The sequence below is a fragment of the Pseudoxanthomonas sp. P4_B2 genome (genome assembly GCF_056402315.1).
In genome coordinates this window covers 124,264-141,564 of the sequence record NZ_JBFUHQ010000004.1, presented here as the reverse complement: position 1 = coordinate 141,564, position 17,301 = coordinate 124,264, and the positions used below count along the sequence as shown (strand labels likewise).

The following is a 17,301-nucleotide window of genomic DNA, read 5'->3' as shown; positions in this document are numbered from 1 at the left end:
CATGTCCTCGTAATAGTTATGTTGTGTATCGAATCAATCGGGTTGTCGCTCAATTCCCGTTCTTGCCTTCCCACCTCACGCAACCGCGCCGTCGCGGTTACGCCAAACTCCTGTGCGGCTTCAGAACTCGCCGCGGTACCAGTTCTTCAATTTGTTGAACAGGCTTCCGGTCTTGCCCAGTGGCAAGGACGGACGCCGCGGATGCTCGATCTGACTGCCCATCAGCAGCAGGCCCACGCCGGTGGCGTGCACCGGGTTGCCGACCACTTCGCCCAGGCCGGTGACATGCTGCGGAATGCCGATGCGCACCGGCATCTGCAGCATTTCCTCGGCCAGTTCGACCACGCCTTCCATCTTCGAAGCGCCGCCGGTCAGCACCATGCCGGCGCGCACCAGTTCTTCGAATCCGGAGCGGCGCAGTTCGGCCTGCACCATCTCGAAGATTTCCTCGTAACGGCCCTGCACCGCCTGCGCCAGCGAATGGCGCGGCAGGCGGCGCGGCGGACGGTCGCCGACGCTGGGCACCTGGATGCTTTCCTCGGCGGTGGCCAGCTGCGCCAGCGCGCAGGCGTAACGCACCTTGATTTGCTCGGCCTCGGGCGTGGGCGTGCGCAGCATGTGCGCGATGTCGTTGGTGACGTGGTCGCCGGCGATGGGCAGCGAAGCCGTGTGGCAGATCGCGCCCTGCACGAACACGGCCAGGTCGGTGGTGCCCGCGCCCATGTCGACCAGCACCACGCCAAGTTCGCGCTCGTCGCTGGTCAGCACGGCCACGCTGGAGGCCAGCGAAGAAAGAATCAGGTCGTCGATCTGCAAGCCGCAGCGCTGCACGCACTTGCTGATGTTGGCCGCGGCCGACTGCGCGCATACCACCAGGTGGGCGTGCACTTCCAGGCGCACGCCGGTCATGCCGACCGGATTGCGAATGCCTTCCTGCGAATCGTCCAGCACGTATTCGCGCGGGATGGCGTGCAGGATCTTCTGGTCGGCGGGGATGGCCACTGCCTTGGCCGCTTCCAGCACGCGATCCAGATCGCCCCAGGTCACTTCGCCGTCGCGGATCGGCACGATCCCGGGCGAATTCTTGCACTGCACGTGCGCGCCGGAGATGGAAGCGTAGACCGAACGGATTTCGCAGCCCGCCATCAGCTCGGCTTCTTCCACCGCGCGCTGGATCGACTGCACGGTGGATTCGATATCCACCACCACGCCGCGCTTGAGTCCGCGCGATTCGTGCGATCCGATGCCGATCACTTCGATGGGGTTGCCCGGCGAGTATTCACCGACCAGCGCGGTGACCTTGGAAGTGCCGATGTCGAGACCGACGATCAGAGATTTGTCGCCCTTGCGATTCATGTGCTTGCCTGCGTCTGTAACGTGCCGCCAGCGGCGGCAGGAATGGAGGACGATGCCTCCGGAACGGCTGGCTTCGTAGTCGACCAGCTCAATGCAAAACCATTGGTGTAACGCAGGTCCGCACGCTCCAACGGCAGCGCATTGCGCGCTAGCAGCTGCGGCAACATCCGCGCGAATCGGCCCAGGCGCGGACGCGCATCGGCCCGGCCCACCACCACCTGGGTGCCGTTGCTCAGGGCCAGCGACCAGCTGCCGCGGCGGTCCATGACCAGGCTGTCGACCTTGAAGCCGATCGGCGCGAACAGTTCGCGCGATTCGTTGTAGAGCTTCACCACTTCCTGCACCTGCGAATCGGGGCCGCCGAGCTGCGGCAGCGCATCAGCGCGCATCTCCTTCGGCACCGGGAACAACCGCCCCTGCTCCGACAGCAGCCGATCCTTGCCCCAGCGCGCGAACGGCTTGTGTTCGACGATCTCGATCTCCAACACGTCCGGCCAGCGCTTGCGCACCTCGGCATGTTCGACCCAGGGCAACTTTTCCACCGCGTCCTGTGCGCCCTGCAAACGCGCGGCGAAAAAGCCGGGCTTGGCGTAAGGCAGGACCACCGCACGCAACTGAGCAGGATCGACACGCTCGAACTCGCCATGCACGCGTAGTTTGGTCAGCGGCCAGCGCTCGGCGCCGATCCATCCGTTCATGACCGCGACCACCGGCAGCACGACCAGCGCCAGGGCCAGCAGCCAAGTGAAGATGCGCAGCGCGGCGTTCATCGGCCGGCCACCTCCGGCAGCGTGGTTTCCAGGATCCGCCAGCACAGTTCTTCGAAACCGATACCGGCCTGCTGCGCCGCCTTGGGCACCAGCGAATGACTGGTCATGCCCGGCGCGGTATTCACTTCCAGCAAGTAGAAGTTGCCGCTGGCGCGGTCGCGCATCACATCGACGCGGCCCCAACCACGGCAGTCCACCGCATTGAATGCCTCGACCGCGATCCGTCCGATCTCGGCTTCATCGGCGCCTTCCAGACCCGGGCACAGATACTGCGTGTCGTCGGCGACGTACTTGGCGTGGTAGTCGTACCAAAGCCCTTTCGGCACGATGCGGACGGAAGGCAATGCGACGCCGCCCAGAATCGGCACGGTGAGCTCGTCGCCGATGACCATCTGCTCCATCAACAGTTCGCCTGGATAGCGCGCAGCCAGATCCAACGCCGCCTGCAGATCGCCTTCATCGACCACGCGCGAGATGCCGACGCTGGAACCTTCGCACGAGGGTTTAACGATCAACGGCAGGCCGATGGCGCTGGCGGCAATATGCACATCGTCGCCTTTCGCCAACCGCCGGTAGGCGGGCGTGGGCAAACCGACCGACATCCACACTTGCTTGCAACGGATCTTGTCGAGCGCCAGCGCGGAGCCCAGTACGCCAGAACCGGTATACGGGACGCCCAGCGCTTCCAGCAGGCCCTGCAGCACGCCGTTCTCGCCTTCGCCACCGTGCAGGATGTTGAAGACACGATCGAACTTCTTCTGCGACAGCGCTTCGGTCAGCGCAGTCACGCCGTCGACGGCAGTCGCATCGACCCCGCGCGCCAGCAACGCCGCCAGCACATTGCGGCCGGAGTCCAGCGACACTTCGCGCTCGCTTGAGGTGCCGCCCAGCAACACGGCGACCCGACCGAATGCCTTCGGGTCGGTGACGGTCTGCGCGGGGATTGCGTACTTGCTCATTCGTGCTTTCCCACTAAATGCCCGCTTCCTCCAAAACCCTGGGTGGCGATGTCCTGGGCGACATGGCCGATGTCGCCTGCACCCATCAGCAGCAACAGATCGCCGTCCTGCAGCAGGTCGGGCAACACGCCGGCCAATTCGGACACTTGGCTGACCACCACCGGCTCGTTGCGGCCGCGCGCACGGATGGCGCGCGCCAGCGACTTGGCGTCCGCACCGGCGATCGGCGCTTCGCCCGCGGGATAAACCTCGCTCAGGACCAACGCATCCACTTCGGACAACACCGCGGCGAAGGCATCGAACTGGTCGCGGGTGCGGCTGTAGCGATGCGGCTGGAAGGCGACGACAAGACGCTTGTCCGGCCATCCGCCGCGCGCCGCGGCGAATACGGCGGCGAGTTCGCGCGGGTGGTGACCGTAGTCGTCGACCAGCCTGACCCGCGCGCCATTGGGCGTGGTGATTTCGCCCAGGTCGTTGAAGCGCCGGCCGATACCCGAGAATTTCTCCAGCGCATTGGCGATGTCCTGCGGCGCGACGCCGAGCTGCCAGCCGATGGCCGCCGCCGCGAGCGCGTTCTGCACGTTGTGGCGACCGGGCAAGGCCAGCTTGACCTTCACCTGCGTATCTTCCGGCAGGCGCAGGATGAAGCGCATGCATCCGCCTTCCTGGGTAACCTCCTCGGCGCGCACGTCGGCGTTCTCAGCGAAGCCGTAGCTCATCACGTGACGCGGCGTATCGGCCGCCAGTGCGGCTACTTCCGCATCATCGATGCACAGCACCGCCAGTCCATAGAATGGCAGGCGTTGCAGAAATTCGGCGAACGCGGCCTGGACTTTCGAGAAATCGTTGTCGTAGTTTTCCAGATGGTCCGAATCGATGTTGGTGATCACCGCCATCAGCGGATTCAGGCGCAAGAAACTGCCGTCGCTTTCGTCCGCCTCCGCAACCAACCACTGGCCATCACCGAGCTTGGCGTTGGCGCCCGCGGCGAGCAGCTGGCCGCCGATGACGAAGGTCGGATCCAGTCCGCCTTCGCTCAATACCGCTGCCGTCAAACTCGTCGTGGTGGTCTTGCCGTGGGTACCGGCCACGGCGATGCCGCGGCGAAAACGCATCAGCTCGGCCAACATCGCCGCGCGCGGCACGATGGGAATGCGCTGCGAACGCGCTTCCATCAGTTCCGGGTTGTCGTGCTTGATAGCGCTGGACACCACCACGCAGTCCGTACCGAGCACGTTGGATGCGTTGTGCCCGCGCATCACCCGCGCGCCCAGCGACACCAAACGGCGCGTGGCGGCGTTGTCGGCGTTGTCCGAACCCGACACTTCATAGCCGAGCGTGCACAGCACTTCCGCTATCCCGCTCATGCCGGAGCCGCCTATGCCCACGAAATGTACGCGGCGGAATTCCTGGGCCAGGTTGCCCGTGTGTTGCAAGCGGCGTTCGCGTGCGGCGGCCATCATCATGCGGCGCGTTCCAGTTCGGATTCTTCAAGAATGATGTCGGCGATGCGTTCGGCCGCATCGGGCTTGGCCAGCGAGCGAGCGGCGTTGGCCATCGCCAGGCGGCGGGCGGGATCGGAGGCAAGCTCGCTCAGAACCTGCTGCAGACGCGACGCTAGCTGGTCGTCTTGCTTCAGCAATACCGCGGCGCCGTGTTCGACCAGGTACATCGCGTTCTTGGTCTGGTGGTCGTCAACGGCAGCGGCGAAGGGAACCAGCACGCTGCCGATGCCGGCGGCGCACAGTTCGGCGAGCGTGGACGCGCCCGCGCGGCAGACCACCAGATCGGCCCAGGCGTAGGCTTCGGCCATGTCGACGATGAAGCTCTCCACACTGGCGATCACATCGGTCTCGGCATAGGCGCGCATCGCTTCCTCGCGCATCTTTTCGCCGCACTGGTGGCGCACCTCGATGCGGAATACGGACAACGCCGAGAGCGCCTGCGGCAGCGCGAGATTCAAAGCACGCGCGCCCTGGCTGCCACCCAGCACCAGCAATCGCAACGGCTCTGCCCTTCCGGCGAAACGTTGCACGGGCGTTGGCAACCCGGCGATCTCGTCACGCACCGGATTGCCCACCGCTTCTTCGCGAGCCGGGAAGCTGCCGGGAAAACCGGCAAGGATGCGTCGCGCGAACTTCGCCAGCACGCGGTTGGTGAAACCGGGTGCGCGATTCTGTTCGTGCACCAGCAACGGACGGCCCTGCAGGCGCGCGGCCATGCCGCCAGGGCCTGCGGCGAAACCACCGAAGCTGACCACCGCACGCGGCGAGCGCTGGCGCAGCACCGAACCCGCGCGGCGAATCGCCTTGAATACGCGCAACGGTGCGCCCAGCAAGGCGAGTCCACCCTTGCCGCGCACGCCGGAGATGGCGATGGTGTCCAACGGAATGCCGTGCTGGGGAACCAACCGCGTTTCCATTGCGCCTTCCGCGCCCAGCCAGGTCACCGGCACGCCGCGCGCGCGCAGCACCTTGGCCACGGCCAGTGCAGGGAAGATATGGCCGCCGGTGCCGCCTGCAAGGATCATTACCGGAGCCGCATCGCCAAGGCGAAGCGGCGTGACTGGCGCGTCGTTGCGTGCGCTCATGCGATCCTCTCGAAGGTCGGTTCGACGCGCGAGTTCAGGCGGCTGGTGCCGCGCATCGGCGCTTGCTTCGCGGTAGCGGGCGCAGCCGTTGCCGGCGCCTCCGCGACCGGCGCCGCTTCGCCGCGCAACAAAGCGACCTGGCGCTCCGCGCGATTCAGTTCGTAGGAAACCCGCAACAGCAATCCCATCGCCACGCAGGTCATCATCACGCTGGAGCCACCGGACGAGATCAACGGCAGGGTCAGGCCTTTGGTCGGCAGCAGGCCCAAATTGACGCCGATCGAGACGAAGCTCTGCATGCTGATCCACAGCGCGATGCCGAATGCGCAGTAACCGGCGAAGTGCCGGCGCATTTCCACGCAGCGCAAACCCAGATGGAAAGCGCGGCCGGCCAGCACTGCGTACAATGCGATCACGGCGCAGACGCCGACGAAACCAAGCTCCTCTCCGATGACGGAGAAGATGAAGTCGGTATGCGCCTCGGGCAGATAGTTCAGCTTCTGCACCGAACCACCCAGCCCCACGCCCCACCACTCGCCCCGACCGACCGCCATCAGCGCGTTGCTCAGTTGGTAGCCGGAGCCGAGCTGGTCTTCCCACGGATTCATGAAAGAAGTGATGCGCCGCATGCGGTACGGCTCGAGGATCGCGATGAAAGCGAAGATGGGCAGGCCGATCACGATCGGCGCGGACATGCGCGGCAGGTTCACGCCGCCCAGCACCAGCATGCCAGCGGTGATCGCGAGCAACAGCGTGGAAGAACCGAAGTCGGGTTGCAGCAGCAGCATGCCGACCAAAGCCACCGCCACGCCGAGCGGCTTGAGCATCGCCGGCCAAGTGGCGTTGACTTCATCGCGGAAGCGCACCAGGTAGCTCGATAACCATACGATGTAGAGCACCTTCACCGCTTCCACGACCTGGAACCGGGAAATACCCAGGTTGATCCAGCGTTTGGCGCCGTTCACGCTGCTGCCCAGACCCGGAACGAACACACAGGCGAGCAGTACGAAACATGCGAGCAGCAACCATTGGTTGTAGTGTTCGATCGCCTTGAGTTCGGTGCGCATCGCCACGTATGCCAGGCCAATACCCAGACCAAGGAAGACCACATGCCGGGTGAGGTAGTAGAACGGATTGCTGTCCATGGCGATCGAGCTGGACGCGACCATCACCACCCCTAGCGCGGCCAACGCCAGTACTACCGCGAGCAACCACGGGTCGTAGCGGCCGCCGATCGCTTCCAGTCGGGTGGCCTGGCGGGGAGGAGTGTTGATGGGAGCGCCGTTCATCAGCGCACCTTCAACGTGGCCAGACCGACGAGGACCAGCACTACCGAGATGATCCAGAAGCGCACGATCACGCGCGGCTCAGGCCAGCCCTTCAGTTCGAAGTGGTGGTGGATGGGCGCCATGCGGAACACGCGCTTGCCAGTCAGCTTGAACGACGCCACCTGGATCATCACCGACAAGGTTTCGATGACGAAGATGCCGCCCATGATCACCAGCACTAGTTCCTGGCGAACGATCACCGCAACCGTTCCCAGCACCGCGCCCAGCGCCAACGCGCCGATGTCGCCCATGAACACCATGGCCGGATAGGTGTTGAACCACAGGAAGCCGAGCCCCGCGCCGGCGATGGCTGCGCAGATGATCACCAGTTCGCCGGCGCCCGGCACCTGCGGGATCTGCAAGTAGGCGGAAAACACCGCGTTGCCCGAAGCGTAGGCGAACACGCCGAGCGCGCACGCAACCAGCACCGTGGGCATGATCGCCAGGCCGTCGAGGCCGTCGGTAAGGTTCACCGCATTGGAGAAGCCGACGATCCAGAAATAAGCGATGGCGATGAAGCCGATGCCTGCCAGCGGCAAGGCGACGCTCTTGATCATCGGAATGTAGAACGTGGTCGACGCGGGAACCGACGGGTCGGCGGTCATGAACAAAAAAATGCCCGCGGCCAGTCCGAAGATCGACTGCAACAAATACTTCCAACGGGACTTCAACCCGTTGGGATCGCGTTTGACGATCTTGATCCAGTCGTCGTACCAGCCGATCGCACCGAAGGCCAACATCACCAGCAGCACCACCCAGACGTAGCGGTTGCGCAGATCGCCCCACAGCAGCACCGACAGCAGCACGGTCATCAGGATGAGCGCACCGCCCATGGTCGGCGTACCGGCCTTGGTGAAATGGGTCTGCGGACCGTCCTGGCGGATCGGCTGACCACCCTTGAACTGCGCAAGGCGACGGATCACCGCCGGGCCCAGCCATAGCGACAGGAATAGCGACGTGAGCGCCGCCAGGATGCCGCGGAAAGTCAGATAACCGAACAGCCCGAATAGGCTTTCCAGTTGCTGCAACCAGCGTGTCAATTCAAGCAGCATGCGATGCGCCCTCCCCGGTGGACAGCAATGCGGTCACGATGCGGTCCATCGCGCTTCCCCTCGATCCTTTCACCAGGCAGCGCACTGTTTGCGGCTGCGCGAACTGCTGCAGATCGACGCGCAGCGCGTCGGTCAAGGCCGCATGCGATTCGAAGCTGCGCGCGCCTTCACCGAAAGCCAAGGCTGCGGCCGCGCTCAGCGGGCCCAGCGTGTACAGGCGTCGGATACCGGCGGACTTGGCCTTGCGACCGGTGTCGGCATGCAGCGCCTCGCCTTCGGCGCCAAGTTCGCGCATGTCGCCCAGCACTAGCCACGCCTCACCGCCCGCAGCGGCCAAGGTGTCGATGGCGGCGACCAACGAACCCGGATTGGCGTTGTAGCTGTCGTCGATCAGCACCGCGCCGTTCGGCAGTGTGCGAGCGACCTGCCGTCCAGGCACCGGCTTGCTGTCCGCCAGGCCTTCGGCGATCGTCGTCGGCGCGACCCCGCAGGCCAGCGCCAGCGTGGCGGCGGCCAGGGCGTTGAGCACGTTGTGGCGACCAGGCAAGGATAGATCGACGGTAGCGTCGCCCTGGGGTGTGACCAGCACGAATCGCGACCCTTCCGCGCTGGTGCTGCCGTCAAGTGCGGTGATGTCGCGCGCGGTGACGTCCGCGCTGGCGTCCAGCCCGAAGCGGAGAATGCGCTTGCCTGCAGCAAGCTCTGCGAAGTATTCGGCAAAGGCGTCGTCGGCATTGATCACCGCCACGCCGTCGGCGGGCAATGCGGAATAGATCGCGCCCTTGGTCTCGGCCACACCCAGCAGGCTGCCCATGCGTTCCAGATGCGCCGAAGCGACGTTGTTCACCAACGCCACGTCGGGCGTGACGATATCGGTCAGATAGGCAATATCGCCCGGCTTGCCCGCGCCCATTTCGTAAATGGCGAAATCGGCATCGTCCGGCGCATCGATCACCGCCAGCGGCAGGCCGATCTCGTTGTTGCGGTTACCGGGGTTGAAATAGCTGTTGCCGGCGCGCTGCAGGATCGCCTGGGTCAGGATCTTGACGCTGGTCTTGCCGTTGCTGCCGGTGATGGCGACCACCTTGCTACCGCGATCCAGCTGCAGACTGGCCGCGATGCGCCCCAGGGCCACCTGCGTATCGGCCACGACGATCTGCGGAAGGTCCACTTCCACCACGTGATCCACCAGCAGCGCGTTTGCGCTGCGCATGGCCGCGTCGTAAGCGAAATCGTGGCCGTCGAAGCGTTCGCCGCGAATCGCCACATACAGACTGCCCGGCATCAGGCTGCGGGTATCGTTGGTCATTGTGTCGACCAGGATGTCTTCGCCGCGCAGTTCGCCATTGGCCCAGTGCGCTAGCAATGAAAGCGGAAGGCGCTTCATGCTCGCTCCTCGAGGTACTGACGCGCGACCGTCGTATCGTCGAATGGGTGCCGGACGCCAGCGACCTCCTGGTAAGGCTCGTGTCCCTTGCCGGCAATCAGCACGATGTCGTTCGGGCCCGCTTCGCCGATTGCGCGGGCGATGGCCTTGGCGCGGTCGCGCTGCACGACGACGGAGTCGGGCCTGGCGAAACCAGCGACGATGTCGGCGACGATGGCATCGCCGTCCTCCGCGCGCGGATTGTCGTCGGTGACGATCACCACGTCGGCTAGGCGTTCGGCGCTCGCCGCCATCTGCGGCCGCTTGCCGGTATCGCGTTCGCCGCCGCAACCGAATACGCAGATCAACCGTGCCGGGGCGTGATCGCGCAGACTGGTCAGCGCCTGTTCCAGCGCATCGGGCGTGTGCGCGTAGTCGATGACGACCAGAGGACGTTCGCCGTCGCCGCCGAGGCGGTTCATGCGTCCGGGGATCGGCTGTAGCCTGGAAAGCGTGCGGGCGATATCGGTCGGCGCATCCCCGAGCGCATGCAGCGCGCCGGCCACCGCCAACAAGTTGTCCACGTTGAAGCGTCCCAGGAGCTTGGATTGCACGCCATAGGCCTGGCCTTCGATCAGCAGGTCGAAGGCGATACCGCTGCCGTCGAGATTCAGGTTTTCCGCGCGCAACGCCGCGTTTTCCTCGCCCCGCGAACTCAGGCCGATACCTCGCACTTCCTGCGCCAACTGGCCGGACAACTCGCGGCCGAAGGCGTCGTCCAGGTTGATCACCGCCGCCTTCAACTCCGGCCATGCGAACAGGCGCGCTTTCGCTGCGCCGTAACCGGCCATGTCGCCGTGATAGTCGAGATGGTCGCGGGTGAGATTGGTGAACACGGCGACGTCGAAATGCACGTTATCCACGCGGCCCTGGTCGAGCGCGTGCGAACTCACTTCCATCGCCACCGCCTTGGCGCCCGCATCGCGCAACTGTGCGAGCAAGGCATGCATCTGCAGCACCAGCGGAGTGGTGAAGCCGGTCGCCACTACCTCGCCGTACAGGCCCGCGCCCAAGGTGCCGATGCTGCCCGCGCGTATGCCGCGCAAATGCCAGGCCTGAGCCAACAGCTGCACCGTAGACGTTTTGCCGTTGGTGCCAGTCACGCCCACCATCGACATATCGCGCGAAGGACGCGCATGGAACCGGTCCGCCATGTCGCCCATCCGCGCACGCAGTCCGGGGACGGCGATCGCATCGACGGGAACCTGGAACTCGGCCGGTGCTGGCGGTTCGAACAGGATGGCGCTGGCGCCCGCGGCCTGCGCCTGTTCGACGAAGCCCAATCCGTGCGCGCCGAAGCCGGCGATGGCGACGAAGGCGTCGCCCGGCTCGATATTGCGGCTGTCCAGCACCAGTCCGCGGATCACGATGTCGCGCGGAATCTCAACGTCCGGCAGCAAGTCCGCCAGGGCCATGGCGCGCCTCATTGCACATCGCCCGGCAGCGACACGGGTAGCGCGGCATGTACGTCGGCCGGAATGGCAGCTACTGGCAAAATCGCCGGCGTGTGCTTGCCATCGGCCTTTTCCTGCGCGGCGATCCAGGTCTCGATATCGTCCGGCGCCACATCCATCAGGCGCAGTGCGCCTTCCATGACGTTGTGGAACACCGGTCCGGCGACCAGGCCGCCGTAGTACGAGCCATTGGTCGGATCATTCACGACTACCGCCATCGCGAAACGGGGGTTGTCCACCGGCACCACGCCGGCGAAGAACGACAGATACTTGCGCGAATAACCGCCGCCGGACGCCTTGCGCGAAGTACCGGTCTTGCCAGCGACGTGGTAGCCGAGGATCGCGGCCTGGGTTGCGGTACCGCCGGGCTCGGTCACTGTCTGCATCATCTTCATCACCTCGGCCGCGATGGCCGGGTCGAGAACTTGTTGGGGCTCGTTGCGTTCGCCCTTGACGAAAGTCGGCTGAATCGCGCGCCCGCCGTTGGCCAGCGTGGCGTAGGCGTGTGCGACCTGGAGTGGTGTGACCGCAAGGCCATAGCCGTAAGACATGGTCTGCTTGCTGGTGCCGCTCCACTGGCCGGGCGCGGGGAACAGCCCGGCGGCTTCGCCGGGAAACCCGCTTCGCGTGCTCTGGCCGTAGCCCATCTTGCGGAAGAAATCGTAGAACTGACGGTTGTCCAAGCGGCTTGCGATCTTGGCCGCGCCCACGTTGGAGCTCTTTCGGATTACACCCGTAGTGTCGAGCACACCGTAGTTGTGCGTGTCGGTAGTACGGTACCTGCCATTGGGCATCCAGCCCGGACTGGTGTTGAACAAAGTCGCCGGCGTGATCACGCCGTTCTCGAGTCCCGCGGCGACGGTGAGGGGCTTGGCGGTCGAGCCGGGCTCGAACAGGTCGGTCACTGCGCGGTTCCGGTGCGCATCCGGCTTGCCCAGCGACGCCGCATTGGGATTGAAAGTGGGCAGGTTGACCATGGCCAGCACTTCGCCGGTGGCCACATCCAGCACCACCGCCGAACCGCTGCTCGCTCCATTGGAGATCAGCGCGTTGCGCAGTTCGCGATAAGCCAGGAACTGGATGCGGCGGTCGATGCTCAGGGTCAGGTCCTTGCCCGGCTGCGCCTGCTTGACCAGATCCACGTTCTCGACGATGCGGCCGCGGTTATCGCGGATGACTTTTTTAGCGCCCGGGCTGCCACGCAGCCATTCGTCGAACGCCAGCTCGACGCCTTCCTGTCCACGGTCGTCGATGTTGGTGAAGCCCAGCACGTGGGCCATGGCTTCGCCCTGCGGGTAGAAGCGGCGGAACTCGCGCTTCGAATACACGCCGGGCACGCCGTGGGCCAGGATCTTCTTCGCCTCGTCGGGGTTGATCCGACGCTTGAGGTAATAGAACTCTTTTTCCGCGCGCTGGCTGATGCGGCTGGTGAGCGTATCCAGCGGTTCGCCCAGCGCTCTGGCCAACTCCGGCAGGCGGTCCGGCGTCTTGAGCAGTTCCTTGGGGTCGCACCAGATCGACTCGACCGGAGAAGACACCGCCACCGGCTCGCCGTTGCGGTCGGTGATCATGCCGCGCGAGGTCGGGATTTCGATGTCGCGGACGAAGCGCTCGTTGCCTTCGCGCTGGTAGAAGTCGCGGTTGACCAACTGCACGTAGGCCGCGCGGCCGATCAGGCTGACCGAGCACAATCCCAACGCGCAAACGACCAGCAGTACCCGACCGCGCAAATTGAAGCGCGCGCGGTTGCGGCCGCGCGGCGCGGGGTTCTTGTCCCTGCCCTTCATGGACGCACCACCACGACATCGCCCGCTTCCGGGAATTTCATGCCCAGACGCAGGCGCGCGATCTGATCGATACGATTGCTTTCGGCCACGGTGGCCTGCTCCAGTTGCAAGCGGCCGAATTCGATGTTGAGTTCGTCGCGCACCTTTTCCAGCTGCGCCAGTTCGACGAACAACAGACGGTGGCGATGGCGCGCATACACCACGCCGATCGCGGAGGCGATGCCGCCCAGGATCAGCACCACTATCAGAAAGCGGCTCATGCGGCGGCTCCGAGTTTCTCGGCCACACGCAGCACCGCGCTGCGAGCGCGCGGATTGGCGGAGGTCTCGGCGGCGTCGGCGCGCTGGGCGTCGCCGATGGCCTTGAGCGTGGGCACGAATACGTCCAGCTCCGGCAAGCGGCGATTGGCCGGCGGCGCCTTGGCATGCCGCGCGATGAAACGCTTGACGATGCGGTCTTCCAGCGAATGGAAACTGATTACGGCCAGGCGACCGCCGGCCTTCAGACGCTCCAGCGCGCCGTCCAGCCCGGTTTCCAGATCGGCCAACTCGCGATTGATGTGGATGCGGATGGCCTGAAAAGTACGCGTGGCTGGATTGATGTCGTGCTTGCCACGGCCGACCACGGCGCCTAGCAGATCTGCCAGGTCGGCGGTGCGGGTGAAGGGCTTTTCGGCACGGCGCGCGACGATGGCCTTGGCGATGCGTCGGCTCAGCCGTTCCTCGCCGTAGGTCCAGAGCACGTCGGCGATCTCCGCTTCGTCCGCGCGTGCGATCCACTGCGCGGCGCTCTCGTCGCTGTCCGGGTCCATGCGCATGTCCAGCGGACCGTCCTTGCCGAAGCTGAAACCGCGTTCGGCCACGTCCAGCTGCGGCGAGGAAACGCCGAGATCGAGCAGGATTCCGTCGAGCCCGGCCGCGGTCGCGTCCCAATCGGCGAGCGTGGCGAAACTGCCGCGGCGAATCTCGACGCGCGCATCGCCGGCGAACGACTGTTCGGCGTGGGCGATCGCTTCGGGATCCTTGTCCATCAGCAGCAGCCGGCCTCCCGGGCCGAGTCTTTGCAGCACGCCGCGCGCATGTCCGCCGCGCCCGAAGGTGCCATCCAGGTAGGTTCCGTTCTCTCGCACCTGCAGCCCTTCCATGACCTGCACAAACATCACTGGCAGATGCCGCGCGGGAAGGTGGCCGGCCTGCGCTTCGCCGCGCATCCGGGCACCGTCCGTCACAGCTTCAGGTCGAGCATGTGCTCGCTCAGATCGTCGTCGGACAAGGTCTGACGGATCTGCGCGTGATGCGCCTGCTCGCTCCACAATTCGAATTTGTCGCCCATGCCCAGCAGCACGGCTTTTTTCTCGATACCCACTGCGCTGCGATGGCTGGCCGGAATGCTGATGCGCCCATTGCCGTCCAACTCCACCGGCGTCGCGGCGCCCACCAGCTTCAACTGCAGGTTGCGATGCGCACGCTGGGTGCTAGGCAACGCATTGACCGAGTCGCGGACGCGCTGCCATTCCTTCTCGGGATACAGGTACAGGCAGCCCAGTTCGAAGGGGTTGTAGGCGATCACCAGCCGATTGGCGCATTCGCGCCCGACAAGTTCGCGATAGGCGGTGGGCACCGCCAATCGGCCCTTATCGTCAACTGTGATGGCGGTCTCACCTTGGAACACGACCCCTGCACCCACGAAATCCGCTGGAAGGCGGCAATTGAACCACGAAAAACCACTAATAACCCGGTTTTCCCTCTGACGCCCACCTTAGCACCGGCCGAAAGGTTGTCAACAGGGAAGACAGGAATGAATCGTCTTTTACTTCAATAGCTTGCGAGATACTTCACAAACTTGTTCAAGGGTTATCCACAAGCTGCTGTTTAGTCTCAAATTTTGAGATTAGGCCTGGATTCAGTGGCGTGGAGAGGATGTGAATAAGATGAATCTCTCTGGCTCTTGAGACTTCTTCACTGGCAGTTGATTGCGCGGACACCGAAAATCACCGGCATGTGCCTGGTCGCCGTCGCCTGGAAGATCCACCCCCGCTGGCGGCTGCTGATGGCCGGCAATCGCGATGAATTTCATGCCCGTCCCACGGCCGGGCTGGCGGTGTGGTCGGAGTCGTCCGGCATCCGGGCCGGTCGCGACCTTCAATCCGGCGGCACCTGGGTGGGAATCGAGGGGCGCGGACGCGCTGCGGTAGTGACCAATGTGCGCGACCCGTTGGCGCAGACGCTTTCGGGTCCCTCGCGCGGAGCGCTGCCGGTGGGTTTTCTGCAAGGCACGGACGATGCCGCCCGCCATGGCCGCGACTTGATGGCGAACACAGGCAATTACTCGCCTTTCAATCTGCTGATCGCCGATGCGGATTCGTGCGAATACATCGGCAACCATCCCGTAGCCGAACATCGCACCATCGCGCCGGGCATCCACGGCATGTCCAATGGCGGCTTCGATATTCCCTGGCCGAAGACGCGGCGCCTTTGCGAGGCCATGCGCAAGTGGTCGGAGACCGACGCGATCGATCCGGCGCCGTTGTGGCACGCGCTTGCGGACGAGCATGCCGCCGACGATGCGGAACTCCCCGACACCGGAGTCGGCCTGGAACTGGAACGCAGGCTCTCCCCCGCCTTCATCCGCGGCCCCCTCTATGGCACCCGCGCCAGCACCATCATCGCCCTCGACTACCAGGGACGCGGCTACATCAGCGAACGCAGATTCGGCCCCGATGGCGTTTTTGAAGGCGAAACCACGCTTTTCAACGACGCGTAGGAGCGACGTGAGTCGCGGCGGAAAAGATTTCTTGCGAAAAAATATTCGCGACTCACGTCGCTCCTACGACATCGCAACAAAGAGCGAAGCAACAGCCCCCTTTAGTAAAGGGGGCGCCGCGACAGCGGCGGGGAATTGGAAGCACAAGCCCGGGGCCCATAGTTGCAACACAACTATGGGGCTTCTATTGACGCAAAGCGCCAATAGAAGCGGCGGAGCCGGCCGATAAGCCGGGTTCTGTCGTGGACAGTCATTCCTCTAGGCGCAACGTCGCCGTTACGCTCAAGCAACCTACCCGGACCCGACGCGGGCCGCGTCATGAGGTCCCTATTTGGTCTTGCTCCCGGTGGGGTTTGCCGTACCGGTCTGTTGCCAGACTCGCGGTGCGCTCTTACCGCACCATTTCACCCTTACCACGCGTTCCGAAGAACCGTTCGGCGGTATCTTTCTGTTGCACTATCCGTCGGCTCGCGCCGCCCAGGCATTACCTGGCACCGTGCCCTGTGGAGCCCGGACTTTCCTCGGCACTCTTGCGAGTGACGCGACTGTCTGGCCGACTCCGCCGCGTGCATTGTCGCACGCATGCGCTGACTAGCCCGCAAACCAGACCGACACCGCACCGCCCAGACCCATCACCAACACCACCAGCCACGGCGGCAACTTCGCCCACATCAGCGCAGCCACACCCGCGATCACCCATGCCACGTCGCGCCAGTCGCGCACTGCAGTCGTCCAGAGCGGGTCATAGAGCGCGGCCAGCAACAGCCCCACCACCGCTGCATTCACGCCTGCCAGCGCCGCCTGCACACCATGCTGACCGCGTAGCCGCGACCAGAACGGCAATACGCCAAGCACCAGCAAGAAGGAAGGCAGGAAGATCGCAAGCAGGCACAGCACGCCGCCGATCCAGCCGCCCGACCCCGTGGACATCGCAGCGCCCAGAAACGCAGAAAAAGTGAACAAAGGCCCAGGCATCGCTTGGGCCGCGCCGTAACCGGAGAGGAATTCGTCGGCGCCGATCCAGCCGGGCGACACCACTTCGGCCTGCAGAAGCGGCAGCACCACATGACCGCCGCCGAAGACCAGAGCGCCGCTGCGATAAAACGCGTCGAACACCCGCAAATCCGAAAAGGAGGAATACTGCGCGGCCAGCGGCAACAGTAGCAACAGCGCGAGGAACAGCGTCAGCATGGCCAACCCCGTGCGCAGGGACAGCGAAATCGTCAGACCTTCGCCGTTCATTGGGCTACCTAGGCGCCGCAGCGCCAGACCCGCCACCGCGCCCAGCGCGATGACACCCACCTGTACCCATGCCTGCGGCCACCACAGCACCAACAACGCGGCAACCGCCGCCAGCAATACGCGCGTCCAATCGATGCAGAACATGCGCGCCATGCTCCACACCGCCTGCGCGACCACGGCGACCGCCACCAACTTCAATCCATGCAGCGCACCGATGGGCAGCGCGGCGCCCCAATGTGTGAGTCCGAGCGCGAAAAGAATCATGAGAACTGCCGACGGCAGCGTGAATCCGCACCAAGCCGCCGCCGCGCCACCGATACCTGCGCGAGACATGCCAATGGCCATGCCCACCTGGCTGCTGGCCGGTCCGGGCAGGAACTGGCACAACGCGATCAGCTCTGCGTATTCGCTTTCGCTCAGCCAACCGCGGCGCGCGACGAACTCGTCGCGGAAATAACCCAGGTGCGCAATAGGACCGCCGAACGACGTGAGACCCAGGCGCAGAAACACGCGGAATACGCCCCAGACTCCCGCTTCGGCCCGCTCGTCGGGAGACGCCGATCCCCGCACCTCG

15 protein-coding genes and 1 other RNA gene are annotated in these 17,301 nt (G+C 64.9%); 1 reads left to right on the top strand and 15 read right to left on the bottom strand.

From position 1 onward, the window contains the following. Positions 1-120: 120 nt before the first annotated feature. Genes ftsA through mraZ form a run of 13 tightly spaced genes read right to left on the bottom strand, consistent with a single transcriptional unit; the run spans position 121 to position 14,393 of the window. Positions 121-1,356, bottom strand: coding sequence for a cell division protein FtsA (gene ftsA, locus AC1DTQ_RS11835; RefSeq protein ID WP_310096012.1), 1,236 nt, complete (start codon positions 1,354-1,356; stop codon positions 121-123). Beyond that, positions 1,353-2,126 (bottom strand): cell division protein FtsQ/DivIB, encoded by a 774-nt coding sequence (locus tag AC1DTQ_RS11830; RefSeq protein ID WP_477849832.1) that lies wholly within the window; start codon positions 2,124-2,126, stop codon positions 1,353-1,355. Before AC1DTQ_RS11830 ends, ftsA begins: the two co-directional genes overlap by 4 nt. Continuing rightward, positions 2,123-3,085 (bottom strand): D-alanine--D-alanine ligase, encoded by a 963-nt coding sequence (locus tag AC1DTQ_RS11825; protein WP_477849831.1) that lies wholly within the window; start codon positions 3,083-3,085, stop codon positions 2,123-2,125. The genes AC1DTQ_RS11830 and AC1DTQ_RS11825 overlap by 4 nt, the downstream gene beginning before the upstream one ends. Continuing rightward, entirely contained in the window at positions 3,082-4,548 is a 1,467-nt protein-coding gene (gene murC, locus AC1DTQ_RS11820; RefSeq protein WP_477850082.1) for a UDP-N-acetylmuramate--L-alanine ligase, read from the bottom strand. Before murC ends, AC1DTQ_RS11825 begins: the two co-directional genes overlap by 4 nt. Then, positions 4,548-5,615, bottom strand: a complete 1,068-nt coding sequence (gene murG, locus AC1DTQ_RS11815) for an undecaprenyldiphospho-muramoylpentapeptide beta-N-acetylglucosaminyltransferase (protein ID WP_477850080.1) — start codon at positions 5,613-5,615, stop codon at positions 4,548-4,550. Before murG ends, murC begins: the two co-directional genes overlap by 1 nt. 56 nt (positions 5,616-5,671) lie before the next feature. Beyond that, positions 5,672-6,949 (bottom strand): putative lipid II flippase FtsW, encoded by a 1,278-nt coding sequence (gene ftsW, locus AC1DTQ_RS11810; protein ID WP_477850078.1) that lies wholly within the window; start codon positions 6,947-6,949, stop codon positions 5,672-5,674. Positions 6,950-6,963: 14 nt separating this feature from the next. Continuing rightward, complete coding sequence (gene mraY / locus AC1DTQ_RS11805) at positions 6,964-8,055, bottom strand: phospho-N-acetylmuramoyl-pentapeptide-transferase (RefSeq protein ID WP_310096020.1); 1,092 nt, start codon at positions 8,053-8,055, stop codon at positions 6,964-6,966. After that, on the bottom strand, positions 8,045-9,442 hold the full coding sequence (locus AC1DTQ_RS11800; RefSeq protein ID WP_477849830.1) for a UDP-N-acetylmuramoyl-tripeptide--D-alanyl-D-alanine ligase: 1,398 nt from the start codon (positions 9,440-9,442) through the stop codon (positions 8,045-8,047). The genes mraY and AC1DTQ_RS11800 overlap by 11 nt, the downstream gene beginning before the upstream one ends. Further along, positions 9,439-10,908, bottom strand: a complete 1,470-nt coding sequence (locus AC1DTQ_RS11795) for a UDP-N-acetylmuramoyl-L-alanyl-D-glutamate--2,6-diaminopimelate ligase (RefSeq protein ID WP_477849829.1) — start codon at positions 10,906-10,908, stop codon at positions 9,439-9,441. The genes AC1DTQ_RS11800 and AC1DTQ_RS11795 overlap by 4 nt, the downstream gene beginning before the upstream one ends. Then, complete coding sequence (locus AC1DTQ_RS11790; protein ID WP_477849828.1) at positions 10,905-12,722, bottom strand: peptidoglycan D,D-transpeptidase FtsI family protein; 1,818 nt, start codon at positions 12,720-12,722, stop codon at positions 10,905-10,907. The genes AC1DTQ_RS11795 and AC1DTQ_RS11790 overlap by 4 nt, the downstream gene beginning before the upstream one ends. Beyond that, the gene (gene ftsL / locus AC1DTQ_RS11785; protein WP_477849827.1) at positions 12,719-12,982 is read right to left on the bottom strand and encodes a cell division protein FtsL; all 264 of its coding nucleotides are present in this window, start codon (positions 12,980-12,982) and stop codon (positions 12,719-12,721) included. The genes AC1DTQ_RS11790 and ftsL overlap by 4 nt, the downstream gene beginning before the upstream one ends. Then, complete coding sequence (gene rsmH / locus AC1DTQ_RS11780) at positions 12,979-13,932, bottom strand: 16S rRNA (cytosine(1402)-N(4))-methyltransferase RsmH (protein ID WP_477850076.1); 954 nt, start codon at positions 13,930-13,932, stop codon at positions 12,979-12,981. The genes ftsL and rsmH overlap by 4 nt, the downstream gene beginning before the upstream one ends. Before the next feature lie 14 nt (positions 13,933-13,946). Next, the gene (mraZ, locus tag AC1DTQ_RS11775) at positions 13,947-14,393 is read right to left on the bottom strand and encodes a division/cell wall cluster transcriptional repressor MraZ (RefSeq protein ID WP_477849825.1); all 447 of its coding nucleotides are present in this window, start codon (positions 14,391-14,393) and stop codon (positions 13,947-13,949) included. Positions 14,394-14,720: 327 nt separating this feature from the next. On the opposite strand from mraZ, the gene AC1DTQ_RS11770 reads away from it, so the two are divergent. Then, positions 14,721-15,485 carry an NRDE family protein gene (locus tag AC1DTQ_RS11770; protein ID WP_477849824.1) on the top strand — a complete coding sequence of 255 codons (765 nt, stop codon included), beginning with the start codon at positions 14,721-14,723 and terminating at the stop codon, positions 15,483-15,485. A gap of 210 nt (positions 15,486-15,695) precedes the next feature. On the opposite strand, the gene rnpB is transcribed toward AC1DTQ_RS11770, so the two are convergent. Further along, positions 15,696-16,046, bottom strand: an RNA gene (gene rnpB / locus AC1DTQ_RS11765) — RNase P RNA component class A. 30 nt (positions 16,047-16,076) lie between these two features. Beyond that, positions 16,077-17,297, bottom strand: coding sequence for a chromate efflux transporter (chrA, locus tag AC1DTQ_RS11760; RefSeq protein WP_477849823.1), 1,221 nt, complete (start codon positions 17,295-17,297; stop codon positions 16,077-16,079). Between the last annotated feature and the right edge of the window lie 4 nt (positions 17,298-17,301).